Genomic DNA, 26049 nt, shown 5'->3' on the forward strand with positions numbered 1-26049 from the left:
TGTTAGTATACGTACGCGATGACTTGGCCACCAACGCCCTGCTCACGAGCCTCGTAGTGGCTCATGATGCCGTGGCTGGTCGTCACGACGAGGGTCCCGTAGTCACGGGCAGGGAGGAACCGCTTCTCCCACTTCTCGAACTCGTCTGCGCCCGCAGAGTAGCGGGGCTTGACCGGGCCACACTCGTTGATGGCTCCTTTCAGTTCAACTTCGAACTCGCCGGCTTTGCCGTCGTCGACGAAACTGAATCCGTCGATGTACCCGCGGTCGTAGAAGACCTCGAGGACGCTGCCGATCTCGTTCGAAGCTGGCGATACTGTCTGCTCTAGGTGCCCGACGCTTTCGGCGTTGTTAAGCGCCGACAGTGCGTTGGCAAATGGGTCGTTCCCTGTCATTGTTAGCTGTACTTCCTGAAGCCCATGCCCCGCGAAATCTCGCGGAAGCACTGGCGGCACAGCCAGATGTCGTACTTGCCGACGAGTCCCTGTTCGCGACCGCAGCGCTGACAGGACTCGAGCTGGCCAGTTCGCTCACTGGATGCCGTCTCGGAATCGGGCTCGTCTGTGGTTTCACTTTCGCTCATTCGCTCACCTCCACGTCGTAGGTCGACTCGATGAAGGCGACGGCGTCCGCCGGGTTGAGTCGATGCTTCGTCGGAATCGAGCGCGACGCCTTGTCGCGCTTGGCGACGCGGTAGCCGGGACGGACGAGGTTGACCGTCACGTCCAGCCCGTAGATTCCGATGCTCGGGTCGTACTCCTGACTCGGGAACTCGGTGTGTTCCTCAACGCCGAAGCTGAAGTTGCCGGTGTCGTCGAACTGACTCGTCGCCAGTTCGGCGAGCGGCAGCGCCGTCTGAAGGAACTCTTCGGCCATCTCGTCGCGGAGGGTGACCTTCGCACCGATGGGGTCGCCCTCGCGGATGTCGAACTCGCCGACGGTCCGCTTGGCCTTCGTTCGTACTGGCGTCTGCCCGGTGATCTCCCCGAGAATGTCCTCTGCGTTGGCGAGGTCGCGGCCACCGTGGCCGATACCCATGTGGACGACGACCTTCTCGATGCGCGGTTCGCGCATCTCGTGGAAGTCGCCGCCGGACTCACTCTCGGAGCTCATTCGTCATCACCCGTGAAGTTCTCGTCGATGACGACGACGTACTCTTCGACTGTCTCGAAGCCTTCGCCCTCGTCCTGCGAGACGATCACGTTGTTCTGGGCCGACCCCGGCGTCACCTGAATCTCCTCGACTTCGCCGACTTCGCCCGCGTGGGCACCGTCGACGGCGGTGACGAGTGCGCCCTCTTCGTACTCGAAGTGGGCGACGATTTCGCCGTCCTCGTTGCCGACGACGATGGAGTCGCCAGCGTCGTAGGTCTGGTCGTCCTCGACGATGAGCGTCTCACCGTCGTGGAGACCCAGCTGGACATCGCCACCGGAGACGTGGGTCTTGGTGACGATCTTGCCGAGCTTGGACTGGGCCGCGTCCGGGTCGATTGCGGTCAGCGCGAGCCGACCACCCTCGCCAGGGAACACGCGGTAGTACTCCTCGCGCTCGGTGAAGGCCAGGATGTCGAACATCCCGACGGGGCGTTCCTCGTCGGAGATGGCCTTCCCGTTGATGAGGACGTTGTCCTCGTTGAGGGCGTAGCGGGCTTCTTTGCGGTTGTCGGCGTAGCCGAGCACGTCCCGAAGGACGATGAGCAGGGGAACCCCATCCTCACCGTGCGGGCCGGCGCCGGCTTTCACCGTAAACGTCGCAGTCTTGCGCTCTACGGGCCAACTGTTCGGCACCGAGAGTCGCTTCTGGTGGTTACTCATGCGGAATCATCCTCCGATTCGAGACGCGCCTCGCGCTTCTCGTCTTCGAGGTCTAGGTCCGTCACGCGGACGTTCGAGGTGTCCAGCGGTCGCGGGACTTCCTCGCCGTCCGTCTTCTCGAGCGTGACGTCTTCGACGTGGATGACAGCCTTGTCGAGGTCTACGTTGATGACTTCGCCTTCCTCGCCAGCGAAGTCGCCACGAAGCACCTCGACGGTGTCACCGGCGTTGACGCGGACGTTGCGCTGGCCGTACTCCTCGCGGAGGTCGGCAGACAGCGTTGCCCGGACCTGCTTGTGCCGCTCGTGAAGCGGGGCACGTCGTTGACTCTTGCGTTGTTTGTCTGGTTGCTTGCTCATGGTTCTATACAATCATCGTCGCTGCTGATGCCACACTGCCGAATCGCTGTGCGACTTCCCGTGCGATTGGACCTTTCAGCTCGGTCCCGCGCGGGTCCTCGTTCTCGTCGACGATGACGGCCGCGTTGTCTTCGAACTTGACGCGGGTGCCGTCGGGTCGACGGATCGGCTTTCGCTGGCGGACGACGACGGCTTCGAGCACCTGGCGACGCATTTCGGGCGTCCCCTTGGTGACCGAGACCGTGATCTTGTCGCCCAGCCCAGCTTTGGGGTGGCGGTTCTTCGTTCCCGAGTAGCCGTGGACGGAAATGACCTTGAGTTCGCGCGCTCCCGTGTTGTCCGCACACGTGATGAGCGAGCCCTTCTCGAGGCCTTGCGTGACGTCAGCACCGAGTGCTTCCATCAGGCATCACCGTCCTGTTCGTCGGCGACCACGCCAACGACGACGTGGCTTTTCGTTTTCGAGAGCGGTCGACACTCTGCTATCGTGACCGTGTCACCGACCGCGAGGTCGAGACAATCCGGTGCGTGAGCCGGAACGCGGCTCCGCCGCTTCATGAAGCGGTCGTATTTCGGCACCTTCACGTCGTACTCGCGCTCGACGACAACGGTCTTCTCCATGTCAGTGGAGGCTACCTCGCCGTTCAGTGTCTGTCCGCGCACGGAGAGCTCTCCGTGGAACGGGCAGTTCTGATCGGCACAGGTTTCCTCCGGTTCCTGTACGTTCAGTCCTAGCGCCATAGTGAATCTCCTGTGTTCTCTGTGCGACGAGCGGGACGTGCGACGAGTCGGTCGCCGTCGACGAGAACCGTCTCGGTCGACAGGTCGAACGCGAACGTCGCGCTGTCCTTCGGCACGTGCCACACCCGGTCGGCTCCCTCGAGTGTCAGCATCTGTGTCGTCTCCATGACGACAGTTCCGCTGATACCGATGACGTCCGGATTGGACGCCGAGACGACCTCGCAGTCGAGGCCGACGAGTTCGTGTCGTGGGAGCGTCTCGGGTGTCAGTGGCATTATTCGTTCTCCTGCAGGTCGCCTTCTTCGCCCTGAATCGTCTTGATGCGGGCGATGGCCTTCCGCAGCTCCTTGATGCGACCGGGGTTTTCCGGCGCACCACCCGCGGCCTGGACGGCCCGGGCGTTCAGTAGTTCGGTCTTCAGGTCGTCGAGTTCCGCCTCGCGCTCGGCGGGCGTCATGTCCCGAATTTCCTGGACGTGCAGGACGGTCATTCGTCGTCACCCTCCTCGTCGTCCATTTCGTCCATCAGCTCTTCTGCTTCCGCTTCGACGTCCTCGTCGAGTTCCTCGTCGACAGCGTCTTCGAGTTCGTCGACATCGACATCCTCGACATCGTCGTCAGTCGGGACTTCGACGTCTTCCTCGACGATCTCCTCATCGACGAACTCCTCGTCGGTCTCGGAGTCGTCGTCGGCCCCGGCGGCCACGTCTTCGTCGAGTTCTTCGGCCGTCTCGCTGTCTTCGGGCTCGCCTTCGAGGAGTTCTTCGACGGACTCGCCGTCGGTGTCGGCCACGTAGTCCTCGACGTCGACATCCTCGTAGATCTCGAAGTCGTCGGGGAGTTCCGCGTCCGGCGGGATGATCTTGACTCGGACCCCAATGGTACCGAGCTTCATCACGGCGACGCCGACGCCGCTGTCGACGATCTCCTCCGCGGGTTCGCCGTTGTGCTTGACGTAGCCGCGGTTGAACTTCTCCACGCGTGAGCGTGCACCCGTGACCTTTCCGGAGAGGACGATCTCTGCGCCGAGTGCGCCCGACTCCATGATGCGGTCGATGGTGGTGTGGCCCGCTTTGCGGAAGTACCAGCCACGCTCGAGTGCGTTGGCTAGGCGGTCCGCGACGATGCGGGCGTTGAGGTCCGGCTCGTCGACTTCCTGCACGTCGACTTGCGGGTCGTCGAGGTTAAATCGGTCCTCGAGTTCCGTCGTGATCTTCCGGATGTTCTTCCCGCCCTTGCCGATGACCATCCCTGGCTTCTCGGCTTTGAGCACGATCTGGGTCCCCATCGGCGTCTTGGCGACGTCCATGCCGCCGTAGCCGGCTCGACCGAGTTCCTCTGCGAAGAACTCGTCGATCTGGGTGCGCTGGAGTCCGTCCTCGATGAACTGTTGTTCGTCGGCCATTAGTCTTCGACCTCCGGCTCTTCGAGGATGAGTTCGACGTCGACCTGCGGACTGTTCCACGCCGAGGCACGCCCCATTGCGCGGGGCTTGCGACCCTGCTGCTCGCCGACCTTGTGGGCGGCGACGTGCTTGATCGTCATGGCCTCACCGTCGAAGCCCTGGTGGTCGGCGTTGCCGACCGCGTTCTCGAGCAGGTCGAGGAAGGCCTTGCTGGCCTTCTCCGGGTAGCGCCCGGCGTCCCAGCCGTCGACCTTGCGTTTGTGGCCAACGCCCGAGTTGTGCTGTTTGAACGGAACGGGCTGGTCGCCCTCGATAACCGCCTCGAGGTAGTCGACAGCCTCGCCGGCCGTTTTGCCCTTGATCTCGCGGGCGATGGCCTTGCTGTGCTTGAAGCTCATCTGCCGCTCCCGGAGCATCGCTTTGGCCGTCGTGTCCGGGTCGGCTTCGACTGAGTAACTGATTCCCATGATTATTTGAGCGGTACGAACTTCGAGGAGCGTGTCGCTCCGATACCGGCCTGACCGTGTTCGACACTACTCCGGGTGAGCTGGAACTCACCGAGGTAGTGGCCGAGCATCTCGGGCTCGACTTTGACACGCTCGAAGTTCTGGCCGTCGTGGACGGCGAAGGTCAGCCCGACCATCTCCGGGACAACCGGCATGTCACGCAGGTGTGTCCGGATCGGGTCGTTGGCTGTCTCCTCTTCGCCGGCCTCGCGGGCCTTCTCGAGGAGCTTGTGTTTCTCCTCGGTCAGGCCGCGTACGATACTTCGCCGCTGTCGAGCGGGGAGCAGTTCCGCGACTTCCTCGAGCTCCATCTCCTGCAGCTCGTCGAGCGTGTGGCCGCGGAAGGAGAACTCTCCTTCGTGGCCGATTTGGTATTCTGAGCTCATTCGTTGCCACCTCGACCTGTTCGCTTCGAGGCGATGTCCCCGACCTTACGGCCAGGCGGGGCGTTCCGCGAGATGGACTTGGGCTTGCCGGGGTGCTGGCGTCCGCCACCACCGAACGGGTGGTCGACGGCGTTCATCGCCACACCGCGGACGTTTGGCCACTTCGTCCCTCGCGCTTTCATCTTGTGATGCTTGTTGCCAGCCTTCACGAACGGCTTGTCAGTTCGGCCGCCACCGGCGACGACGCCGATGGTGGCGCGACACTGCGGGTCAAGCCGCTTCATCTCCCCGGAGGGGAGCTTGACGACCGCGACGTTGCGGTCGTGGGTGAGCAGCTGGGCGTTGACACCCGACGCGCGGGCGAACTTCCCACCGTCACCGGGGCTGGATTCGACGTTGCACACCGGGACCCCCTCTGGGATCTCGGCCAGCGGGAGCGTGTTCCCGGGTGCGATCTCGGCGCTGACGCCGACCTGTAGCTCGTCGCCCACCCCGACGCCTTCCGGCGCGAGGATGAGTCGACGGTCGCCGTCTTCGAACTCGACGGCGGCGACCGGGGCCGAGCGGGCCGGGTCGTGCTCGATGTCGACGACCGTGCCGGCGACAACGTCGCCGTCCTCGACCTTGCGGTGCTCCAGATCAGCCTTGTAACGGTGCGACGGAGCACGGAACGTGGAGGTCCCGCGGCCGCGCCGTTGTCCTTGGATTCGTCGTCCCATCGTTAGAACACCCCAATTCTGGAGGCGACTTCCTGGGCGTCGTCGTCCTCTGAGAGGCGAACGACGGCCTTCTTCTCGCCGTCCATCGTGTTCTGCGTGTTGACCTGTTCGACTGTCACGTCGTACTGCTCCTCGACGGCGTCGGCGACCTCGCCCTTGGAGGCGCGGTCGTCGACGGCGAACTGGAGCTTGTTCTGGAAGTCCATGTCGTTCATGGCCTTCTCAGTGACGTGCGGGTGTTTGATGACATCCCAGCTCATCGCTCGGCCACCTCCGCGAGTGCGGATTCCGTGAAGACGGTGAGTCGACCGGGCGCGCCGCCGGGCGCGAGGTCTTCAGTGTTGACCTCGCTGGCGGTCGCCACGTCGGCCCCCGCGAGGTTGCGGGCAGCCGTCGACGGCTCGTCACTGGTCACGAAGAGGATCGAGGCGGGACGTCGGTACTTCCGTCCGCGGGCCGAACCCTGTCCAGCCTTGATCTTCGTCTCGTCGGCGCGGTCGATGTCCGCGTGGACGTCGAGCGCCTCCAGCAACGAGACGACTTCCTGCGTCTTGACGAGGTCCTCGAAGTCGTCGGAGACGACGACGGGCACTTCGTCACGGTCGAACTCGTGGCCGCGGTCGGCGACGAGGTCGGCGTCGGCCGTCGCGGCCAGCGCCGAGCGAACGGCAAGCTGCCGTTCCTTGTCGTTGAGGTCGAGCGAGCGGTCCTTCTCGGTTTTCGGCGGGTGGGCGCTTCGCCCCTTGACCGCCTGCGGGACGCGGCGGGCACGGCCGTCCTGCTTCGGGATGTGTGCCTGCCCGCGGCCGCTACCGAAGGACTCTGCCGGCGTTCGGAGGCCGGCGTACTCGTCGGACCCGTAGTCCTGCTTTCGGTTGGCCTGTGCGGCACGTACAGCTTTGCCGATGAGGTCGGTCCGAACCGGCGTCTCGAAGACGTCCGGCAGGTCGACCTCGCCGTCTGTGTTGCCGTCCAGGTCGTAGATTGTTGCCTGCATAGGTTATCCCTGGTTCGATTCGTTGGAGACGTAGCGCACCTCGGGGTCGAGGCGCGGCTGGTCGTTCGGACGCACCGCGGGCCGGAAGCGCACCAGGCGCTTGTCCGGACCGGGCACGGAGCCCTTCACGAGCGTGTACGGCCCATCGACCTCGCCGTAGTTGACGAAGCCGCCATCAACGGTGGGCTCGTCGCCCTCGCCGATGTCGATGAGGCGCTTGTTGAGCTCGGTGCGCTGGTGGTAGCCGGTCTGCCCCTGCTGGGGGACCGTCGAGCGCACGCGGGACGGGTTCCACGGACCGAGGTTGCCGATCCGTCGGCGCCAGCCCTGACGGGCGTGCTTGCCTTTCCGCTTCTGGACGCCCCACCGCTTGACGGGACCCTGCGTCCCTTTGCCTTTTGTGACACCGGCCACGTCGGCGTACTCGCCGGCGCGGAAGATGTCGTTCATCGCGTGTTCGCCACCGTCCTCGACGATGTCGAGGGCGTGGTCGAGGCGGTCCGAAACGGACCCACCGCCGACGCGAGTCTCCATCACGTCGGGCTTTTTCTTCGGGACGCTCGGGACGGCGTCGGGGACAGTGTGCGTAATGAGTCGCAAGTCCCCGAGGTCACCGGCCTCGTGTGCGTCGCGTATCTGTTCCTCAGCAGCGTCCGGGTCGTGGTCCTCCGGAACGTCTAGGGTCCGGTCGAGTTCCGAGTGGAACTCGTCGGTCCAGACTTCCGTCAGCGGACGCTGACCGTACGGCGTGTCTTCGTACGCTCGCAGGGCGACGGCGCGCATCGGCGGCGTCTCGATGACTGTCACCGGGACAGTCTCCTCCATCCCCTCGCGGGGGGAGTTGGGTTCGTCGTTGACAAGCACGACGTGTGTCATGCCTGCCTTGTAGCCGGCGAACCCCTGGACGCCCGGCTGTCCGTCGTCAGACGGCCAGCTGTTGAAGCGAGGTGTCTCGCTCGTCGAGCGCTTGCGCGGGCCAAAGCCCATTGAGCCTTTGCGTGGTCTGCTTGGTTGTGGCATTCGTTTACTCCGTGAGGGTTAGACAGGTGAGGGAGGCGAACAGAGCTTCTTCCGTTCGCACGACCTCACTGCCCTGGTTCGGAACCGTATTCAGCCAGAGGTCGAACCCTTCTGGTTCGTCGCTCGTCTGGTCTCCCCCGACGGCGTCCGGGGCAACGTCGAGTATCGACGGTAACCCGCGCTCGGGTGCCCCGAAGGCGACTGTCATGCCGCCCTCGGCGTCGCGCCGCTCGGCCAGCTGGCCGAGACGGGTCGACGTTACCGGCTCGCCGTATCGCGAGGACGCGATAGTGAGCCCGGCATCGTCGCGCGAGAGTGCCGCATCGAGGTCCGCGGCGACAACGTCGAATCCCGTTGTAGGGGCGTCGACGAGTTTCGCCCGGACCGGCCGTCGCGAAGAGACCCTGACGGTCACGCGCTCTCCCTGTTCCACGTCCATATCCGCTGGGACGGGAAGGGAGATCGGGTGTTGCATGCCGCAATTGACCCGGACGCGCCCATCAGCTCCGACCTCGGTCACGATTCCCTGTCTTAACGACCCCGAACCCTCAGATCCGGAGCCGGTCTGTGAACGCACGCGGAGCGGCGGCAGGACGCCGACGTACTCCAGTTCGTCCCGCTTACCCCACATCTCCTTTCGGAGGTGCGGGGGCGTCGCGGCGTACCGCAGCACGGTTTCGACGAACCCGTCTTCCCATTTGCCCGCCCCGTCAGGGTCGGGGTACACTGTCAGCCGATCAACCCGGTAGACCGCGGCCGCGCGGGCCACGTAACCGAGCTTGCGAGTTGCCTCGCGTCTGTCTTCGGCTTCCCGTGCGAGGGAAGACGGCACGAGTACGCTGGTCGTCATGCCGTGACGCTTCCACGTCGCGCCACTAGACTGTGCCGATATCTCCCTTTCCAGGGCTTAAAAAGCCCCCGTTTCACGTTCGCGATGCGTCGCGTTCACATGGTCCGTCATGCCGGTTCGGGACCGATGCACCCGATCACGAGATTGCCGCTTCCGAAAGGCCATGTCTCGTGACGCCATCACATGATCCGGCCCTCAGACGGGGCGGCGAGTGCCCTCACTTCCCATGGTTTTCCCCGGAAAACGGAAGGCTTTTTACTCTCACCCCCGCCAGATTTGATTGCAACGAGGGGTTGCACGCTGGCACTGAGCGACCACCCGTCGTGAAGGCCAGGGCAAACAAAGCAAGCGCTGGTAGTGTAGTTGGTATCACGTGACCTTGCCATGGTCACAACCTGGGTTCAAATCCCAGCCAGCGCATTTCTACGACGAACTATTCCACTGAGCACCGCGACACGTGTGCTCGGTATCCGTGAGTCGTACAATCGTACTGGATTTGAATCACGGAAATCCGGGCGTCAGTGGGGATTTGCATCGGGTTCAAACACCGACGGACTTCGTCCGTCGTGGCTCGCAATCGCGTCGCCCAGTCATATGGTACCGCTATCATGTACTCACCTGAGTCGTCTGAGCGCCACCCGGAAACCGGGGAGTACCATTATTTGTTGCCCCATCGACAATGAGAGTGTATGACGGACGAGACGGTCCACGAGTCACAGGAAACACGGAGTCGCAGAGGAATCGCGTCGTACTTCCGGCGATTGGCAAACAGGCTCAGCCGCGGTGAGCCCGCGCCGGCTGACGAGGAACAGACGGTGACAGTCACACCACCGGCCGAATCCGAGTTCGAGGTCGAAGTCGAGCGGGAAGACGGGACTGTCACACTCGAAATCGATATGGAGTGGGACGAGAACGAGGGTGCGGTGGAGACCGATGTGGCCGCGAGTAAGGCGACGTTCGAGGTGTACGAGGACAGCGCCGAGCAGTACCGCTGGCGGCTTCGCCACGACAATGGCAACATCATTGCCGACAGTGGGGAAGGCTACGCCTCCAAGCAGAAGGCCGAGCAGGGCCTGGGAAGCGTCAAAACCAACGCGCCCGGCGCGTACGTCGTCGACAAGTCCAAAGACGACGACGGTGTTGTCGAAGAGGGAGGCAGCAAAGCGACGTTCGAACTATTCAAAGACAGCGAGGGGAAGGCGCGCTGGCGACTCCGCCACGACAACGGCGAGATCATCGCCGACTGCGGGCAGGGCTACGCCTCCAAGCAGAAAGCGAAGCAGGGGCTCCAGAGCGTCAAGACGAACGCTCGCGGGGCACCGGTCGAGGAAGGCGAGTAAGCGTTTCGAACGGCGGCAGTTCTTTACTCAAGTCCAACACAGATAGCGTTGCGCGAGTACCATAGCGGTTAGGTCGTGGGCGCGCGTGGGAATCAGTATGACCTGCATAGGGTTTCTCTCGGTCGCACCGGTCATCGAAGGCAGCATGTCGTCGTACGTCGCCGACGCCGTCGCGGCGCTGGAGGCGTTCGACGTCGAGTACGAGACGACGCCGATGGGGACGATAATCGAAGCAGAAGACAGCGAGGAACTGTTCGCGGCCACCCACGCCGCTCACGAGGCCGTCGGCGAGCAGACCGACCGTGTGAGCACGTTCCTGAAGATCGACGACAAGCGGAGCGTCGACCAGCAGGCACAGGACAAGGTCGATGCCGTCGAGGAGCATCTCGGTCGGGCGGCCAGAAGCGACGCCGGGGAAGGCGGAGATTAAAGGGAAGGGTGCCAAAGACGGCGTATGGATAGTCTCAATCGGATGGCCACGGAACTCGTAGATGAGGCCATCGACTTCGCCGACGAGCTCACGATAGACGTACACGCGCTGGAGGGCGATGCCGCGGTGCTGGACTTCGGCGTCGAAGTCCCTGGCGCTGTCGAGGCCGGCATGCTGCTCGCGGAAATTCAGACAGCCGGGCTGGCGACGGTCCAGTCCACGATGGACACCATCGGCGGCGCGCCGCTGAACCACGTCGAACTGTCGACGGACCACCCGGCACTGGCCCTGCTGTGCTCACAGAAGGGCGGCTGGGAGCTGGCCGCCGACGGCTTCGAGGCGCTCGGGAGCGGTCCCGCACGCGCACTCGTTGCCGAAGAGGAAGCCTTCGAGCGGATCGGCTACCGCGAGGACGCCGACTTCGCTGTGCTGGCTCTAGAGACCGATGAACTGCCGGACGAGGCCGTCGCGAGCCAGGTCGCCGAGCGTACCGGCGTCCCCGAGACCGGCGTGTTCCTGCCGTCGTTCGCGACGGCGAGTGTCACCGGGAGCGTCGTCGCCGCGGCCCGAGCCGCTGAACTGGCCGTCTTCCGGCTTGCCGAACTCGGCTTCGACCCGGTGTCGGTGCTGTCGGCCAGCGGCCGTGCGCCGGTCGCGCCGGTCGCTGGCGACGAAGCTACTGCGATGGCCCGGACCACTGACGCGCTCGCCTACGGGAGCGAGGTCCATCTCACCGTCGACGAGTCCTTCGACCGCTTCGACGAGGTTCCCTCCATCGCAGCCCGAGAATACGGCGAACCGCTGGAGGGCGTCTTCGAGGGTGTGGACTGGGACTTCGCGGAGCTTCCCGTCGAACTGTTCGGCCCGGCCGCCGTCACCATCGATGTCGTCGGTGGCGACACGCACGTTGTCGGCGGGACGAGCGAGAACGTGTTAGCCGAGAGCTTCGGCCTGTAGGAACCGTGCGCTACAAGGTCGCACCGCCGGCCCGTTCGGACTCTTTTTTAGACACTGCAAGAGCGGCGATTCCGCTCGTCCCCGACAGCGAGGCCGACTGTTGCCGGGCGATACAGACGGCGACTGACGTATCAGACCGCGAAACTGCCCAAGAGTACTTGGTGTTCCTGCGGGCGCTAGGACTGGTCGCCGAGAGCGACCGGGGCTACTACCGGACGAGGACCGACCCCGACCGGGCGGACCTTGCGGCGGCATTCGAGGAATCGATTTTCGGTGTCGACGTACTCCTCGCCGCTCTCGATTCGGAGGCAATAGGCACTGAAGCTGCGTTCAATGCGCTCCGGGCTGAGATTCCCCGCTGGGAGCGCGAGCGGCACGCCGACTGGGAAGCCGTCTGGCGGGAGCGCACGGCGAATCTGCTGGAGTGGGCCGTGCTGTTCGGACTCGCCGAGAAAACGGATGACGGCTATCGGTTACCGACCGGAGATGACGTGGACCGGTGAGCAGAGAGTGGAGACGGCGGGTCGCTACTCCGTCGGGTCGATATCTGTGACGGTCCCGACGCCCTTCGAGCTTCCCTCGCGGAAGACGAACTTCTGGCCCTCTTCGACGAGATAGGAGCGGAACTTGAATCGGACTCGGCTCTTGCCGGCGTCGCCCGGGAGCAGCTGTCCTCCTTCCGGGTAGAAGGCCGCGGCCTCGCTGACCGTTTCGAGGTGGACCACTGGCTCGTACCCGTCGCCGATGCGGGTCGGATGGTTCAACACCATCACCTCGGCTTCGAACTCCTGTACCGGCGACGGGTCCGCGTCGCTCGGCAGCAGGACCATCCCGCGCTCGATGTCCGCCTCGCGGACGCCCTTCAGAGCGATACCAACGATGCGGCCGGCCTTGGCCTCGTCGACCCGGTGGTAGTGCATTTCGATGGACCGCACTTCGACCTCCCGGAAGCTCCCGTCCTGCATGGGTCCAAGTAATAGCTCGTCGCCGGCCTCGACCTCGCCGGATTTGATGGTGCCGGAGGCGACCGCGCCGACCCCCTGAACGTTGTACGTCCGGTCGACGTACATCCGGAAGTCACCCACTTCACCGGCGGTCTTTGGCAGCGCCTCGAACATCTCGTCGAGGGCGTCCAGCCCCTCCTTCGTGACGGCGCTGGTGGTGACGACGGGAACGACGGTCTCAGAAATTTCATCGATAGCCGTGTCGACGCCGTGACGCTCGACCCGGAGCGGTGTCTTATCGACTTCTCGCAGTGCCTGCTCGACGGAGCGTTCGACTTCGGCGACGCGTTCTCCGTCGACGAGATCGGTTTTGGTGATGGCGACAATCGTCGGAAGATCCGTCGCCAGTAGGATACCGAGATGTTCTCGTGTCGTCTCTGTCACCCCATCGTCGGCCGCGACGGTCAGAAGGCCGTAGTCGAGTTTCTGGCCGACGAGACCACGGATCGTCGTCCGGAGCCACGGCTCGTGACCCACCGTGTCGACGAAAGAGACGAGCCGGTCGGACTCCTCGACGACGCGAGCACGGTCGTCCTTCCGATGGGGATTGTCCATGCGGATCGGCTCACCGTCGTCGTCGAAGCCGTAGACGCCGTAGGAGAGGTCGGCGGACAGTCCCCGCTCGACTTCGTGAGGCTGGACATCGAGAAAGCCGCGTGTCCCACCTTCGCCGTCGTCGGCATCACCGGTGACCAGCGACCCCACGAGCGTGGATTTGCCGTGGTCGACGTGGCCAGCGGTGCCCACGACGATGTGGTCGTCGTCCGCGAGGACCGACCCTTCAGAGACCGTCGCGACACCCACGATACCATCTGTGTCGGTCGACCCGTCGTCTGAGACGCCGTCGACGCCCCACGTTTTCACCTCCTCGATGTGTGCGCCGGCCTCCTCTGCCAGCAGACTGAGTACGTCCATCGACTCTGAGAACTCCGCTGGCGAGATGCCGGCGAGACCGCCGTCGTCGGTGACGCCGACGACATACGTCGCCTCCCCATCCCCGGAGAGAACGCGGTGGCGGAGTTGTGCCGCGAGGGATTCGAGTCGCCCCTCGGACAGATGGAGGTTCTCGGTGAGCCGTTCTTTGAACTCGACGCTGCCGCCCTCCCGTTCACCGCGGTCAAGCGCGCGCCGGAGGACAGCCCGGTCGGGGCTCATATTCTCCCGTTACTGTGGGGCAGATATAAGCCTTCCCCGGATTTACGGCTCCAGAGCGCTCCTGAATCCGGTGGCTGAGTGTGTCTCTCACAGTAGTGACCGGACGGATATTTATACGCGAAGGTGCAGCCAAAACACTCGTGGACTGAGCCGCTAAACGGGGGTTACGGTCGTGTGACGCCGCCCGTTGATAACCGGCCGCTGTCGATTGGTGTCTCCTGCTTGCCAATCCGGTTAGCGACGGTTCTGACAGCAACAGGGAACGCCGAACGGGAGGGGTCAGTCCCGGTACGGCGCGACCTCTTCGAGAAAGCCGTCGCCGTAGCTCGCATCGGTCACCCGGTCGGCCCGTTCGAGCGCCGTTTCATCGGCGTTGGCGACAGCCACTGCCTCACCGGCTAGGTCGAACATCTGGGCGTCGTTCACCGAGTCGCCGACCGCCAGAAACTCTGCCGGCTCCAGATCCAGTTCCGCGCACACCGCTTCGAGTCCTGTCCCCTTGTCGACGACCGGGTCCGTCACGTGGTAGGCGAAGCCGGTGTCGAGGACGACGAGCCCGCGTGCCGCGGCCAGTTCCTCCAGCGGTTCGAGCGGCTGGTCGAGCGAGACGACGAGTTCCGTCTCGCGCCATCGGTTTGCCAGGTCGACCTGCCCGAACCCGAGGTCGTGGCCCAGATCACGGTAGGCTTCGCCGACCGCCAGCGCCGCCTCCTGATCGCCTTCCAGCCTGAGTTCGTCGGTCGCTTCGACGAACACGACGCCGCCGTTCTCGGCGACGACTGTCCGCTCGATGCCGAGAAACTCACAGAGCGCAATCGGGAACGGCATTGCCTTCCCGGTCGCGATGACGACGCGTGCGGGCCACTCGCGGAGGACCGGCATGACGCGAGGGTCGATTGCGCGGCTCTCGTCGGTTAGTGTCCCATCGATATCGACAATAATCGGCGGCGTGTCGCTGTCCATACGTCCGGGTTTGGAGCACCGTATATGGGAATTGCGGTCAGTCGTCGGTCAGCGTCTCGTAGGCCGCTTGCACCTGCTTGAACTCCGTCTCGCTCCCGCTGTCGGTGTCGGGATGGACCTCTTTGACCTTCTCCCGGTAGGCTCGTTTGATAGTACTCTGGTCGGCGTCCGGATCGAGGCCCAGCCGCCGGTAGGCTTCCGCCGGACTCGGTCCCGATGACTGGGCGCGCTGTCGGTCGCCCGCTGTCTGGCGTCGCTGTCGCTGCCGTCCCTGCCGGCGACGTCGGCGCCCCTGGCTCGCCTGCGAACGGCGCGCTCGGCGACCGTCTCGCGGTGGTTCCCACTCCTCCCGTGGGCCGGCCCCAAACCCGCCACGGCGGGCGTTCCCCGTGTTCTGTGCCGCCTGTCGCTCGACCCGCTCGTAGAGGCTTGCAGCCATCTTCCCGCTGAGGTGGTAGTACATGAAATACGTCGACACCCCGAACATGAGTGCTAGGAAGAGTACTGCGGGATTGATAACGAGGCCCACCGCTGTCAGGACGACTGTCAGGCCTCCGAACACCACTGCGATTCCCTTGGTGAGCCCGTCGTACTGCACGCACATTTCTTTGGTCCACAGACCTGTAAGCGTCCCGCCTCTCGCACCCCAGCCGGTCTGCCCCTAAACTCGATAGCGGACAGCGTCCCGGACGGGACAGGGGCGAAACAGCGCATACGAACACAAGACCGACATCGTACGGACTGATAGACAAATTCTGTCAAAACCGCATTACAGCGATGCGTCTGACACAGCCTTACTCCCTCCCTACGAATTGTTAGTAAGCGTATATCGCTAGCCACAAACCCCCGCCAGTTTCTACTGGATATTTCGCTCACGTCTGGTGGTTCACAGGGTCGGGGTTTCACTTTCACCTCGGTCTGGACAGTATTAAGGAGAAACGACGGCATCTATTCCGTTGTACGCGACTATCGTTTCACGCGTCACCAGCACAGTTCGTCGAACACCGTAGCCACGACTCCGGAGACCGCTACGACTACCGCCGATCGCAGACAAGAAGGATTAAACGCTATCGATGAATACGTATTCGCCGCCAGAAATGACAGGATCACGGGTAGCTACGACGAGGGGTATCGACCGACAGACGGCCGCTGTCGGGAGGAGGAGCGGGCGATGAGTAACAGCGACCTTTCCGCCGACGAGATCACGCTCCCGATCAAACGTACCGATGGTGACACTATTGAAGAGCGACTCACAGGCAACGCCTACCACAACATCCTCCCGGCTCGCTACCTCCGGAAGGATGCCGACGGCGACCTCATCGAGGAACCCGAAGACCTCTTCGACCGTGTCGCGAAGAACATCGCGCTCGCCGAGGCTGTGTTCGAGGCCAACAAGCAGGACGTCGACGTACACGTCTCGCCCGACCAGCTGAAGCCCGACCACCCACGCCGCGACGAACTTGCCGACGAAGTGTTCGGCAAGGGCACGTCAGTCGACGACGACGTCGAGACCGAACTCTCTGTCTATAACGTCAACAAGTTCGCCTACGAGACGGTCGTCCCGGAACTGCCCGAGGATGTCCGCGACCACGTCGAATCGACCGCCGACGCCTTCCAGGAGCAGATGGAGCAGCTCTCCTTTATGCCGAACTCGCCGACGCTGATGAACGCCGGCGACGAACTCCAGCAGCTTTCCGCCTGTTTCGTCGATTCACCGGGCGACGACATCGACGACATCCACCAGACCGCAAAGGAGGCCGCGCAGGTCTTCCAGTCCGGCGGTGGCATGGGCTATGCGTTCTGGAAGCTCCGTCCGTACGGCGACCCCGTCGGCTCGACCGGCGGCATCGCCTCCGGGCCAATCACGTTCATGCGGACCTACGACCAGATGTGCGAGACGATCGCGCAGGGCGGCGCCCGCCGTGGCGCACAGATGGGCGTCATGCGCGTCTCCCACCCGGACGTCATCCAGTTCATCCACGCCAAGAACAAGGACGTCTCGCTGGCCGAGACGCTGCGCCTGAACGACCCTGACGACTTCACGCACAACTCCTTCGCCGAAGCGCTGGAGGAAGCACGGGAACTCATCGACGACGACGGCAAGGTGCCAAAGCACCTCCGCAACGCCGTCGAGGGCCACCTGTCGAACTTCAACATCTCCGTCGGCGTCACCGACGACTTCATGGAGGCGCTGAAAGCCGGCGAGGAGTTCACGTTCACGAACCCGCGAACGGGTGAGGCCCACATCGTCACCGAGGAGACGAAAGAACTGTACGACATGTTCGGCCTCGGCGAACACGTCGAGGTCGGCGAGGAACTCTCGATTCCGGCCGAGGAACTCTGGGACGACATCGTCGAGGGCGCCCACGAGAACGGCGAGCCCGGCGTCATCTACCTCGAACGGGTGAACAAGCAGCACTCCTTCGACGTCGAAGAGCACCCCGACCACGAGATTCTCGCCACGAACCCGTGTGGCGAACAGCCGCTCGAGGAGTACGAGGCCTGCAACCTCGGGCACATCAACCTCTCGACGCTGGCCGCCACGGACGCGCCGGACTGGCGCGTCTGGTCGGAGGCCCACGCCGACGAGTATGACTCGACGGAAGCCGCTATCGACGCGTTCCTCGAGGACGCCATCGACTGGGACGAGTTCGACCGACGCATCGAACTCGGCACCCGCTTCCTCGAAAACGTCGTCACGATGTCCGACTTCCCGGTCGAGAAGATCGAGCAGAAGGTCCGGGAGATGCGCAAGATCGGGCTCGGTATCATGGGCCTGGCCCAGCTGTACATCCAGCTCGGTGTCGCCTACGGGACCGAGGAGGCCAACGAGATCGCCCGCCAGACGATGCGCCACATCAACCACGGGTCCAAGGCCACGAGTCACGAACTCGCCGAGGAACGTGGTGTCTTCTCCGAGTGGGAGAACTCCAAGTACGCAAACCCGACGGAGTACCCTGACTGGTTCGAGAAGCAGACCGGCGAGGACGCGGAGGACTGGGCAGACGGCTACGCCATCCGCAACCACAACACCACGACCATCGCCCCGACCGGGACGACCTCGATGATCGGCAACACGACCGGCGGGTGTGAACCGATCTACAACGTCGCCTACTACAAGAACGTCTCCGACGACGTGCAGGGCGACGAGATGCTCGTGGAGTTCGACGATTACTTCCTCCGTGCGCTGGAGGACAACGACATCGACGTCGAAGCCGTCAAACAGGAGGCCCAGGAGCAGATGGCCAACAACGAGTTCGACGGCGTCGACGGGCTGACGACCGTGCCAGACGCCATCGGCGAACTGTTCGTCACGACGGGCGACCTCTCCGCGAAGCAGCACGCAGGCATTCAGGTGGCCTGTCAGGAGGGCGTCGACTCTGCCATCTCGAAGACGGTCAACGCCCCGAACGACTCCACGACCGAGGACGCCGCCGAAGTGTTCGAGTACATCTACGACCACGGCGGCAAGGGCGTCACCTACTACCGTGACGGCACCCGCAGCAAGCAGGTGCTGACGACGCGCGCCCAGAACACGGAGTTCTCGGACATGGACGCCGACGAGATCGTCGCACAGATCGAGGAGGTCTTCGGCGGCATCGAGGGCTTCCTCGAAGACGAGGCCGTTCAGGCCGCTATCGACGACTCCATCCAGCAGGTGCTGGGTGTCGCCGACGGGGATGCCGAGTACGCCGAAAAGCAGACCCGACCGGACGTGCTCCACGGCGTGACACAGCGCATCGACACCGGCTACGGGAAGCTCTACGTCAACATCAACGAGGACCCCGAGGCCGATCGACCGTTCGAGCTGTTCGCCAACATCGGCAACTCCGGCGGCTTCACCGCCTCCTTCACCGAGGCGCTGGCCAAGACCATCTCGACGGCACTCCGCTCGGGCGTCGACCCCGAAGAGATCGCCGACGAGCTGCAGGGCATCCGGTCGCCGAAGGTCGCCTGGGACAAGGGCGAGCAGATCCAGTCCATCCCGGACGCCATCGGCACGGCCCTGCGTCGCTACCTCGACGGCGACGTCGACAAGGCCTACCCCGACCAGACCACGCTGGAGGAGACGGCCGAGAAGGCCGACGAAGCCGAACGCGAGTCTGAGGCCGCCACACAGACCCAGACCGACGGTGGCGCGGCCGCCGCAACCGACACGAGCGGCGACCAGCAGGACATCATCGACGCCGGCGAGAGCCCGGAGTGTCCTGACTGTGGCTCGCTGTCGCTGTACTACTCAGAGGGTTGCAAGACCTGCGAGTCCTGTGGCTGGTCCGAGTGCTGACGTAGTCGCCTAACTACGCGGATTCGAATTCCGCTCGCTTGAAGCCCGTTCTTTTCACTTTCCGCTGACTCGCCCAGAGCCGGCTACCGGAATTCCGTCACGTCGTACACGCCGGTAATCGTCGTTTCCTCGACAGTCGCGGTGACTTCTGTTCCTTCCTCGGCCGCCGAATCTGCGACGAGCGTGACCGGCTCGATGGGCTGGCGGCGGAGAAATGCCACTATCCGTTCGAGCCACGACGGCTTCCCGCCCTTGCGGCAGACGATGACGTAGCGTGACTCAGCGAGCGACGCCATCTTGGGCTCGAAGTCGTAGTCCTCGTGGTCGGCCGGCGGGACGACGTGGATTACCTCGCCCGCAATCGTCTCGTCCATACGCACGGTAGCGACTACAGCGGTATGTGCCGCTCGCTTTGCACTATGAGTACTGTTTGGACACCCAGCCAGAGGGGCCGCTGGGATACGAGTCGGTCTCCGCCTCGGGTTGTACCTCGCCGCGCTGATCGACCATCCGGACGACGACGGTGTGACCGTCCGAGGGCGGGTCGTAGGTGTACTCCCACTGTCGCCACGCGTCCTCGGCGGGGCCGTCACCGTCGGCTGCCGGCAGCTGGTCCGAGAGCGTTGCGTCCGCCCAGGTCTCGCCGCCGTCAGTGGAGACCTCGACGCGCTGGACGCCGCGCAGGCCGGCATACGCGTGGCCGCCGATCCGTCGGCGGCCGTCCGAAAGCATCGATTCGTGGTGGAGTTTGGCGACGGGATTCACCGGCCCGGTCCCTTGCCAGCCGCGTTTCTCCCAGTAGCCGTCGGCTTCCTGGTCGAGGACTTCGATTTCCGAGAGCCACTTGACGTTGACTTCGCCCCAGTGGCCGGGAACCAGCGCCCGGACGGGGTAGCCGTGGCCGCGCGGGAGGATCTTCCCGTTCATGCCGTAGGCGAGCATTCCGCCCCGGAGCGCGTCGATAGGGAACTCCTCGTAGTAGTCGTCGTCGGCCCGGAGCATCACGCACTCACAGCCGCTCTGTACGCCGGCTTCTTCGAGCAGGCTGTCGACGGGAACGCCGGTCCACAGCGCGGTGTCCATCTTGTAGCCGTTCAGACTCTCACCGACGCAGCGGAGCGTGACGAACCGGTTTTCGGCGTCCATCTGCTGGAGGTCCTCGTAGTCCAGCGTGACCTCTTCGTCGACGGCACCGGTGATAGAGAGCGACCAGTCGTCGGCCGACAGCTCCGGGTCGATGGAGTTGATGTCGACCTCGTAGAAGCTCTCGCTGACCAGCGGGTCCATGTCGTCTAGTTGCAGGGAGGAGTCGGTCGCGACGGCGAGTTTTTCTTCGACGTCGGCGAGGTCAGCTCCCGGGGCAGTGAGTGCCGGCGCGCCGTCACCGGTCGCGGCGATCGATCGCCGGTTGCCAACCGTGTAACCGACCGTTGCCGCCCCGACAGCCACACCGACCGTCGAGAGTGCCCGTCGTCGTTTCGAGGATATCGGTGACACCGAGCCGCTGAGCCCGTCGAGGACCTGTGCAACGCCAACGACGGCGGCAGCGGACACCGCCGGTCCGGCGGCGAGGACGACCTCACTGGTGAGAACGACACTGACAGCCCAGGTTATGACAGCCGTTCCGACGACCGGGAGGGCACGGTTGTTCGCCAGTTGGCCGGTGAGGATGGCCGCTCTGGCAGCCAGCGCGATGAACAGCCCCGCGAGGCCAATCGCGAGCAGGAGATTCAGCTGCTGGCCGAGGCTGCCGAGCGTCGAGATAGCGGTCGAGACGACGATGCCGGGCATCGACCGCGCGAGCGTCCGTTCGATAGGTGAGGCGATGAACGCGGGTGCGTAGCCAGTGACCGCGTAGGAGCCGGCCAGGCCGGCGATGGCTGCGACGGCGCTGACCAGCAGCCGGCCGCCGGGCGAATCGAGAAGGTCGTCAGTCATGCCTGAACTGACGGTCTACCCGGCAAAAGAGATTGTTCCAATTTCACCCAGATTCTGTTCCGAAACTCCGGAAGACACAAGCGAGCACGGCTGCTCTACTGAATCATGGACGAGCAGCCCGGCGGTCGGCCCTGTCCGCTCTGTGAGCGGGCGATGTACCACCGACACTGCAAGTACGTCTGTCCGGAACACGGCGTCGTCTACGACTGCGCTGACACGTTCTACTGACGGGACGCTCACGGGTTTATTATCGTGGAACGATGAAAAGGGTGGTATGAGTGGTCACGGGGAAGAGATTTCGGTGTTACATGTCGACGACGATCCCGACCTCGGTGACCTCGTTGCGGTCCATCTGGAGCAAACGCACAGCGATATCTCTGTCTGTACCGAGCGAAGTGCGACCGACGGGTTAGAGCGACTGTCCGAACAGGCGTTCGACTGTGTCGTCAGCGACCACGACATGCCGGGGATGGACGGACTCGAGTTTCTGAAGGTCGTTCGCAAGGAGTACGAGGAGCTTCCGTTTATTCTCTTTACCGGCAAAGGAAACGAGGAAATCGCAAGTGATGCGATCTCTGCCGGCGTCACCGAATACCTGCAGAAGGGGGTCGGGACAGACCAGTACGCCGTACTCGCGAACCGTATCGAGCGGGCTGTGGGGGAACGGCGGGCCAAGACCGCGCTCGAAGAGTCCGAGCGGATGCTGTCGACGCTCATCTCGAACCTCCCAGGGATGGTGTACCGCGCACGGAACGAACCCGATTGGCCGATGGAGTTCGTCAGCGACGGTGCAGCGGAGCTAGTCGGCCACAGTTCGGCGGCACTCGAGAGTGGGGACGTTTCCTGGGGAACGCTGATCAAAGACTCTGAGACGGAACGTCTCTGGGAGACGGTTCAGACCTGTATCGCCGCCAATGAACCGTTCGAAGTCTCCTATCAGATCGAGACGGCCGACGGTGAAACTCGCTGGATGTGGGAGCGCGGGCGTGTGGTCGACACCGACGACGACGGCGTCGAAATCCTAGAGGGGTTCATCACTGACGTAACCGCACGCGAAGAGCGCGAGCGGGAACTCGCGAACCAGCGGGCGTTCACTGAGAAACTCATCGATTCCGTCGACGATATGTTCTACGTTGTCGGCCCCGACGGTAGTCTGGTCCGATGGAACGATACCGTCCAGTCGGTGACCGGCTACACAAACGAGAAGTTAGCATCGATGGACATCGGGGAACTCATCGTGGAGTCCGACCACCAGAAACTATGGAGGATATTCGAAGAGACGCTGGAGACGGGGTACGGAACTATCGAGGCAGGTGTCGAGACGGCTGACGGCGAGCGACTCCAGTACGAGTTCAAAGGATCGCTCATCGAGGACGAGCGCGGTGACCTGTTCGGGATTGCCGGTATCGGCCGGGACATCACAGAGCGGAAGCGCCGGGAGCGGGAGCTCAGAGAGTATCGGACGCTGGTCGAAAGCGTCGGGGACCCGATGTACGTCCTCGATAGGGACGGGACGATAGAGATGGTGAACGATGCGATGGCCGCCCATCTGGGGTACGACCGCTCGGAAATCATTGGCTCAGAGCCGGCCCGGTTCATGCCCGAAGGGGATGTCGAGAGAGGGACAGCACTCATCCGTGACCTGATTAACGACGATAATCGGACGTGGGCGGCCTACGAGATGCGGACGATAGCCGCTGACGGGACAGTCAGTATTAACGAGGACAGGGTCGCACTGCTGTTCGACGAGGACGGGAACTTCGACGGCTCGGTCGGCGTGATGCGCGAGACGACGGAGCGCAAGCGACGCGAGCGGGAACTCGAACGCTACGAGACGATCATCGAGGCCGTCGGCGACCCGGTGTACACCCTCGACGACGAGGGTGTGTTCACCTACGTGAACGAAGCGGTAAAGCGACTGACGGGGTTCGAATCCGACGAACTCGTCGGCGAGCATATCTCCACGATCATGGCCGGCGAGGACATCAGCCGCGGCAGTGACCTCATCCGGACCATGCTGTCTGACCCGACTCGACAGAACGTGACCTTCGAGACGGACATCGTCGACCAGGCCGGGGAGCACACCCCTATCGAGATCCACATCGCGTTGCTTCCGGCCGCGGGCGGGGAGTTCAACGGTACAGCGGGTGTCATCCGCGATATCAGCGACCGGAAAAAGAGAGAGCGACAGCTCGCGGAGTTCGCATCCGTCGTCAGCCACGACCTTCGAAACCCGCTGAACGTGGTCAAAGGGCGGATATCGGTCGCCCGGACGTCGGGTGACGTATCACACCTCGAGGCGGCGGCGTCCGCGGCCGACCGGATGGACGAACTCATTAACGACCTGTTGACGCTCGCCAGACAGGGCGATACGGTCGGCGAGACGACGATGGTTGATCTCGCCGCCCTCGCAGGGCAGGCTTGGGTCGATGTCGAGACCGGCGAAGCCACGCTGGAAAAGGACGGGACGGCGACGATCGAGGCCGACGCGGCACGGCTCCGGGCGGTGTTCGAGAACCTGTTCCGGAACAGTGTGGAGCATGGGACCACGAACAGTCGGGCGCAGTCAGACGATACGGGGGCTCACGAAGGTTGTGCAGGCAACGAACCGATCACTGTCTCCGTCGGGACAACGGACACCGGGTTCTACATCGCCGACGACGGTGTCGGTATCCCGCCGGAAGAGCGAGACGACGTGTTCGAGCGCGGCTACACCACAAGTACCACCGGAACCGGGTTCGGGCTGGCAATCGTCGCTGAGATCGCACAGGCCCACGGCTGGTCTGTGTCAGTGACAGAGAGCGAAGGCGGCGGGACACGGTTCGAGTTCACGACGAGTTCGGAGCGCTGACGTGGCGGTAGGCCGGCCCCGCAAGCACCAGCACGGCCAGCGCAGCGGAGAACAGCAGGACGTGCGGGAGCGCCTCGATAGTGAGGCCAGTGAGCGTCAGCGACCGCAGTGACGCACCCGCAGTGACCTCGACGGCGACCCACGGAATCTCACCGAGGAACGTCCCGACCGCAAAGGAGCGCGGCGAGACGCGAGCGAACCCGGCCCCATAGGAAACAGGGTCCGCGGGCACCGGTGAGAGCCGCGCCGCGAGGACGCCCCGTGTCTCGCCTGTCACCTCGATGATCCGGCGGCCGGAGTCCCCCAGCCAGCCGAACATCCCGCCCTGTTCGCCGGCCCGGAGCGCGAACCGGTAGGGGATGAGGCAGGTGACGAGTGCGCCCATCAGTGCGACCGGGAAGCCGTACCTGACGCCGAGGACGAACCCGACGAACGCGGACAGCGGCATCGTCGGCCACGCGAAGAAGGGGCGGACGAGATACAGCCCGACGATGACACCCGCGAGGTAGACGGGGTGGTCGGCGAGGTGCATCAGCTGGGCCACCACCCGTTCGGGCGTGAGCAGCGTTGTCGCGATAGCGACGACTACCACCAGCCCGGCAGTCCCGACCAGCTGTCGCTTCGCGAGGCGGTCCATCTATCCAATTGGGCGGTAGCAATCGACAAACGCTTTGTGGTATCTTTTACGTTGCTCGGGGTTGAATCGGCGATTGTGTCCGAGACGCGAGACCCGGTCGAACTCGGCGTCGAACTACTCGCCCATCTGGAACACGGGGAGCTGTCCGTCGCCGACGCGCTCGACCGTATCGAGACGGTGACAACGAACCCGCAGGTCCAGCGCGAGATCCTCGACACCGCAGTGATGCGAGGCCTCATCGAACGCGAGAACGGCGTCGTCCGCCCCCGATCACAGGGATCGTACGTGAACTTCGACAGCGACGTAGTCGTTCGTGAGGGGGAGTTCTCGTGTCAGCGCTGTGGCGCGGCTATCAGTACGGGCCACTTCGTCCAGTTCGACGGCGGTGAACTGGGCCCGTTCGGGTCGACGTGCATTCGGAAAGTGTTAGGGCGGGAGTAGCGACGGGAGCGAACGGAGTGAGCGGCCCTCGTTGATGCGAACGGCGACGGAAGGAGCCGTGAGCAGCACAATAGCAGAGCGGCCCTGGTGGCAGCGAGGTCGTAGCCGCGGTCACGACGTTAGACAAACGGCCCTAAACACACGAGTGAAGTCAAAAACAGACGGTTCAGCGGCCCTGGCGGAGTTCCTTGATGAGCTGTTTGATAGTGCGCTCCTGCTTCTGGAGCTGTTCGTTCTGGGCCTCAACAGCGGCGGTCAGTTCGGCGACCTGTGCTTCGAGTTCAGCGATGTCGGGGTCTGCCGAGGTGTCCGGCTCAGCCGAGTCGGTGTCGATGCTGGATGCGTCACTGGGTTGGGAATCCGTCGTGGCTTCGGCGGTGGTTCCCTGTTCGGTGGTCGCTGCGGTCGTGGTCTGCGTACTGGCGCTCGTGGATTCGCCTTCGGAACCGTCACCGCCCTGCTCGTCGTTGCTCACAAGCGGGTCGATGCCGGATTCGAGGCCGAGACCGTTGCCGGCTTCGTCGGCATTCTTCTCGGAACTGGCCCCAACCTTGGCATTGAGCTCAGCGAGCGAACTGACCTCGTGGTACGCGAAGAGAGCCTCCTCGAGTGTTTTCCGGACCATTGGTGCCTGCTCAGACGGTGCCTTGATCCGCTCTGGCCGCTCGTTGAACGAGAGGACGACAGCCGTAGCGACGCTCCCCTCCTCAAACTCCAGGCCGGTCACGTCGTCGAAGGAGAACGCCTCGTAGTCGGCATCCCAGGAGACGTTGCCGATGTGCTTGAGTAGCTGGCGGTCGGTAACGACCAACGTGAGTTCGCTGAACCGGAACACGCCGGCGAGACTCTCGTCCGGGTCGATACCGCCCGAGACAGTGAGCTTCCCTTCGAGTAGCCGTTCGAGGACGGCGTCGCTGCGGCTCCCGGGAACAGACAGTTCGAGTTTCTCACTGGTGTAGATGAGCGAGAACTTGGTCTTGCGTCGGCCTTCCGAAACCGTGAGCCGTTCGAAGTCGTGCGGATAGCTGTCGACCTTCTCGTCGCTGAGAAGGCCCTCACCGCGGTAGACGAGCGTCCGGGTCGGTGTGAAACAGGCCGCGTCTTCGTCGCCGAGGTTGACACCGCCCCGGATCTCCTCGTCCCCGAGTTCCTGCTGGACGAGGTCTGGTATCTCCATACTGCCTGCATACCTGCGTGGTGGCTTAAATCCGCGGGTCGATTATCAGCGCCGATCAGGCGGACACAGCGTGGG

At 63.9% G+C, this 26049-nt stretch carries 32 protein-coding genes and 1 tRNA gene; 9 read left to right on the plus strand and 24 right to left on the minus strand.

Translation table 11 applies throughout. From position 1 onward, the window contains the following. Positions 1–2: 2 nt before the first annotated feature. Genes ACYJ11_RS01550 through ACYJ11_RS01630 form a run of 17 tightly spaced genes read right to left on the minus strand, consistent with a single transcriptional unit; the run spans position 3 to position 8796 of the window. Positions 3–395 (minus strand): 30S ribosomal protein S8, encoded by a 393-nt coding sequence (locus tag ACYJ11_RS01550; RefSeq protein WP_004516956.1) that lies wholly within the window; start codon positions 393–395, stop codon positions 3–5. 2 nt (positions 396–397) lie between these two features. Beyond that, positions 398–583 (minus strand): 30S ribosomal protein S14, encoded by a 186-nt coding sequence (locus tag ACYJ11_RS01555; protein WP_004591563.1) that lies wholly within the window; start codon positions 581–583, stop codon positions 398–400. Then, entirely contained in the window at positions 580–1113 is a 534-nt protein-coding gene (locus ACYJ11_RS01560; RefSeq protein ID WP_004591562.1) for a 50S ribosomal protein L5, read from the minus strand. Before ACYJ11_RS01560 ends, ACYJ11_RS01555 begins: the two co-directional genes overlap by 4 nt. Then, positions 1110–1814, minus strand: a complete 705-nt coding sequence (locus ACYJ11_RS01565) for a 30S ribosomal protein S4e (protein ID WP_188979048.1) — start codon at positions 1812–1814, stop codon at positions 1110–1112. The genes ACYJ11_RS01560 and ACYJ11_RS01565 overlap by 4 nt, the downstream gene beginning before the upstream one ends. Continuing rightward, positions 1811–2173 carry a 50S ribosomal protein L24 gene (gene rplX / locus ACYJ11_RS01570; RefSeq protein WP_004957398.1) on the minus strand — a complete coding sequence of 121 codons (363 nt, stop codon included), beginning with the start codon at positions 2171–2173 and terminating at the stop codon, positions 1811–1813. Before rplX ends, ACYJ11_RS01565 begins: the two co-directional genes overlap by 4 nt. A 4-nt stretch (positions 2174–2177) precedes the next feature. Then, positions 2178–2576, minus strand: a complete 399-nt coding sequence (locus tag ACYJ11_RS01575) for a 50S ribosomal protein L14 (protein WP_004516961.1) — start codon at positions 2574–2576, stop codon at positions 2178–2180. After that, on the minus strand, positions 2576–2914 hold the full coding sequence (locus ACYJ11_RS01580) for a 30S ribosomal protein S17 (protein ID WP_004591559.1): 339 nt from the start codon (positions 2912–2914) through the stop codon (positions 2576–2578). The genes ACYJ11_RS01575 and ACYJ11_RS01580 overlap by 1 nt, the downstream gene beginning before the upstream one ends. Beyond that, positions 2905–3189 carry a ribonuclease P protein component 1 gene (locus ACYJ11_RS01585; RefSeq protein WP_170095647.1) on the minus strand — a complete coding sequence of 95 codons (285 nt, stop codon included), beginning with the start codon at positions 3187–3189 and terminating at the stop codon, positions 2905–2907. The genes ACYJ11_RS01580 and ACYJ11_RS01585 overlap by 10 nt, the downstream gene beginning before the upstream one ends. Beyond that, positions 3189–3404 (minus strand): 50S ribosomal protein L29, encoded by a 216-nt coding sequence (gene rpmC, locus ACYJ11_RS01590; protein WP_004516964.1) that lies wholly within the window; start codon positions 3402–3404, stop codon positions 3189–3191. Before rpmC ends, ACYJ11_RS01585 begins: the two co-directional genes overlap by 1 nt. Then, positions 3401–4318 carry a 30S ribosomal protein S3 gene (locus tag ACYJ11_RS01595; RefSeq protein ID WP_170095646.1) on the minus strand — a complete coding sequence of 306 codons (918 nt, stop codon included), beginning with the start codon at positions 4316–4318 and terminating at the stop codon, positions 3401–3403. The genes rpmC and ACYJ11_RS01595 overlap by 4 nt, the downstream gene beginning before the upstream one ends. Next, a complete protein-coding gene (locus tag ACYJ11_RS01600) occupies positions 4318–4785 on the minus strand; it encodes a 50S ribosomal protein L22 (protein ID WP_005538121.1) in 468 nt (155 codons plus the stop codon). Before ACYJ11_RS01600 ends, ACYJ11_RS01595 begins: the two co-directional genes overlap by 1 nt. A gap of 2 nt (positions 4786–4787) precedes the next feature. Further along, the gene (locus ACYJ11_RS01605; protein ID WP_004516967.1) at positions 4788–5210 is read right to left on the minus strand and encodes a 30S ribosomal protein S19; all 423 of its coding nucleotides are present in this window, start codon (positions 5208–5210) and stop codon (positions 4788–4790) included. Continuing rightward, positions 5207–5929, minus strand: a complete 723-nt coding sequence (locus ACYJ11_RS01610; RefSeq protein WP_004516968.1) for a 50S ribosomal protein L2 — start codon at positions 5927–5929, stop codon at positions 5207–5209. The genes ACYJ11_RS01605 and ACYJ11_RS01610 overlap by 4 nt, the downstream gene beginning before the upstream one ends. A 2-nt stretch (positions 5930–5931) precedes the next feature. After that, the gene (locus ACYJ11_RS01615; protein WP_004591553.1) at positions 5932–6189 is read right to left on the minus strand and encodes a 50S ribosomal protein L23; all 258 of its coding nucleotides are present in this window, start codon (positions 6187–6189) and stop codon (positions 5932–5934) included. Next, positions 6186–6926: a 50S ribosomal protein L4 gene (gene rpl4p / locus ACYJ11_RS01620; protein WP_461646491.1), complete on the minus strand. Its 741-nt coding sequence runs from the start codon at positions 6924–6926 to the stop codon at positions 6186–6188. Before rpl4p ends, ACYJ11_RS01615 begins: the two co-directional genes overlap by 4 nt. 3 nt (positions 6927–6929) lie before the next feature. Next, a complete protein-coding gene (gene rpl3p / locus ACYJ11_RS01625) occupies positions 6930–7946 on the minus strand; it encodes a 50S ribosomal protein L3 (RefSeq protein ID WP_005538112.1) in 1017 nt (338 codons plus the stop codon). A 4-nt stretch (positions 7947–7950) separates the two neighbouring features. Continuing rightward, positions 7951–8796 (minus strand): putative RNA uridine N3 methyltransferase, encoded by an 846-nt coding sequence (locus ACYJ11_RS01630; RefSeq protein ID WP_004957426.1) that lies wholly within the window; start codon positions 8794–8796, stop codon positions 7951–7953. Positions 8797–9144: 348 nt separating this feature from the next. Between ACYJ11_RS01630 and ACYJ11_RS01635 the strand changes: the two genes are divergently transcribed. The 5 genes from ACYJ11_RS01635 (at position 9145) to ACYJ11_RS01655 (ending at position 12026) form a co-directional block, all read left to right on the plus strand. Further along, a tRNA-Gly gene (locus ACYJ11_RS01635) sits at positions 9145–9216 on the plus strand. Between the two features lie 269 nt (positions 9217–9485). Then, positions 9486–10136: an HVO_2922 family protein gene (locus ACYJ11_RS01640; protein ID WP_421641691.1), complete on the plus strand. Its 651-nt coding sequence runs from the start codon at positions 9486–9488 to the stop codon at positions 10134–10136. Positions 10137–10233: 97 nt separating this feature from the next. Continuing rightward, a complete protein-coding gene (locus ACYJ11_RS01645; protein ID WP_170095641.1) occupies positions 10234–10566 on the plus strand; it encodes an MTH1187 family thiamine-binding protein in 333 nt (110 codons plus the stop codon). A gap of 24 nt (positions 10567–10590) precedes the next feature. Beyond that, positions 10591–11523, plus strand: coding sequence for a methenyltetrahydromethanopterin cyclohydrolase (gene mch / locus ACYJ11_RS01650; protein WP_461646492.1), 933 nt, complete (start codon positions 10591–10593; stop codon positions 11521–11523). 5 nt (positions 11524–11528) lie between these two features. Then, entirely contained in the window at positions 11529–12026 is a 498-nt protein-coding gene (locus ACYJ11_RS01655) for a hypothetical protein (RefSeq protein ID WP_461646493.1), read from the plus strand. A 24-nt stretch (positions 12027–12050) separates the two neighbouring features. Here the strand turns inward: ACYJ11_RS01655 and ACYJ11_RS01660 are convergent, their stop codons facing one another. The 3 genes from ACYJ11_RS01660 to ACYJ11_RS01670 all read right to left on the minus strand — a co-directional run bounded on the left by ACYJ11_RS01660 (position 12051) and on the right by ACYJ11_RS01670 (position 15243). Next, a complete protein-coding gene (locus ACYJ11_RS01660; protein ID WP_461646494.1) occupies positions 12051–13682 on the minus strand; it encodes a GTPBP1 family GTP-binding protein in 1632 nt (543 codons plus the stop codon). Positions 13683–13961: 279 nt separating this feature from the next. Continuing rightward, entirely contained in the window at positions 13962–14645 is a 684-nt protein-coding gene (locus tag ACYJ11_RS01665) for a phosphoglycolate phosphatase (RefSeq protein ID WP_461646495.1), read from the minus strand. Between the two features lie 37 nt (positions 14646–14682). After that, the gene (locus ACYJ11_RS01670) at positions 14683–15243 is read right to left on the minus strand and encodes a J domain-containing protein (protein WP_188979021.1); all 561 of its coding nucleotides are present in this window, start codon (positions 15241–15243) and stop codon (positions 14683–14685) included. 573 nt (positions 15244–15816) lie between these two features. On the opposite strand from ACYJ11_RS01670, the gene ACYJ11_RS01675 reads away from it, so the two are divergent. Further along, positions 15817–18930, plus strand: a complete 3114-nt coding sequence (locus tag ACYJ11_RS01675) for an adenosylcobalamin-dependent ribonucleoside-diphosphate reductase (protein WP_461646496.1) — start codon at positions 15817–15819, stop codon at positions 18928–18930. 83 nt (positions 18931–19013) lie between these two features. On the opposite strand, the gene ACYJ11_RS01680 is transcribed toward ACYJ11_RS01675, so the two are convergent. Both ACYJ11_RS01680 and ACYJ11_RS01685 read right to left on the minus strand, forming a co-directional pair. Further along, positions 19014–19304 carry a DUF7526 family protein gene (locus ACYJ11_RS01680; RefSeq protein ID WP_005538095.1) on the minus strand — a complete coding sequence of 97 codons (291 nt, stop codon included), beginning with the start codon at positions 19302–19304 and terminating at the stop codon, positions 19014–19016. Between the two features lie 43 nt (positions 19305–19347). Next, the gene (locus tag ACYJ11_RS01685) at positions 19348–20868 is read right to left on the minus strand and encodes a sulfite oxidase (protein WP_461646497.1); all 1521 of its coding nucleotides are present in this window, start codon (positions 20866–20868) and stop codon (positions 19348–19350) included. A gap of 105 nt (positions 20869–20973) precedes the next feature. Between ACYJ11_RS01685 and ACYJ11_RS01690 the strand changes: the two genes are divergently transcribed. Next, positions 20974–21096 (plus strand): HVO_2523 family zinc finger protein, encoded by a 123-nt coding sequence (locus tag ACYJ11_RS01690; protein ID WP_004591539.1) that lies wholly within the window; start codon positions 20974–20976, stop codon positions 21094–21096. Between the two features lie 46 nt (positions 21097–21142). Then, positions 21143–23719 carry a PAS domain-containing sensor histidine kinase gene (locus ACYJ11_RS01695; protein ID WP_461646498.1) on the plus strand — a complete coding sequence of 859 codons (2577 nt, stop codon included), beginning with the start codon at positions 21143–21145 and terminating at the stop codon, positions 23717–23719. On the opposite strand, the gene ACYJ11_RS01700 is transcribed toward ACYJ11_RS01695, so the two are convergent. Beyond that, a complete protein-coding gene (locus tag ACYJ11_RS01700; protein WP_005538089.1) occupies positions 23697–24356 on the minus strand; it encodes a TVP38/TMEM64 family protein in 660 nt (219 codons plus the stop codon). The genes ACYJ11_RS01695 and ACYJ11_RS01700 overlap by 23 nt on opposite strands. Before the next feature lie 51 nt (positions 24357–24407). Here ACYJ11_RS01700 and ACYJ11_RS01705 point away from each other — a divergent pair, with 51 nt between their 5' ends. Beyond that, positions 24408–24797 (plus strand): DUF5830 family protein, encoded by a 390-nt coding sequence (locus ACYJ11_RS01705; protein WP_170095927.1) that lies wholly within the window; start codon positions 24408–24410, stop codon positions 24795–24797. Positions 24798–24963: 166 nt separating this feature from the next. Here the strand turns inward: ACYJ11_RS01705 and ACYJ11_RS01710 are convergent, their stop codons facing one another. Next, positions 24964–25974 carry a DUF7115 domain-containing protein gene (locus ACYJ11_RS01710; protein ID WP_461646499.1) on the minus strand — a complete coding sequence of 337 codons (1011 nt, stop codon included), beginning with the start codon at positions 25972–25974 and terminating at the stop codon, positions 24964–24966. Positions 25975–26049 lie beyond the last annotated feature (75 nt).

The sequence above is a fragment of the Haloarcula sp. H-GB5 genome (genome assembly GCF_054850705.1).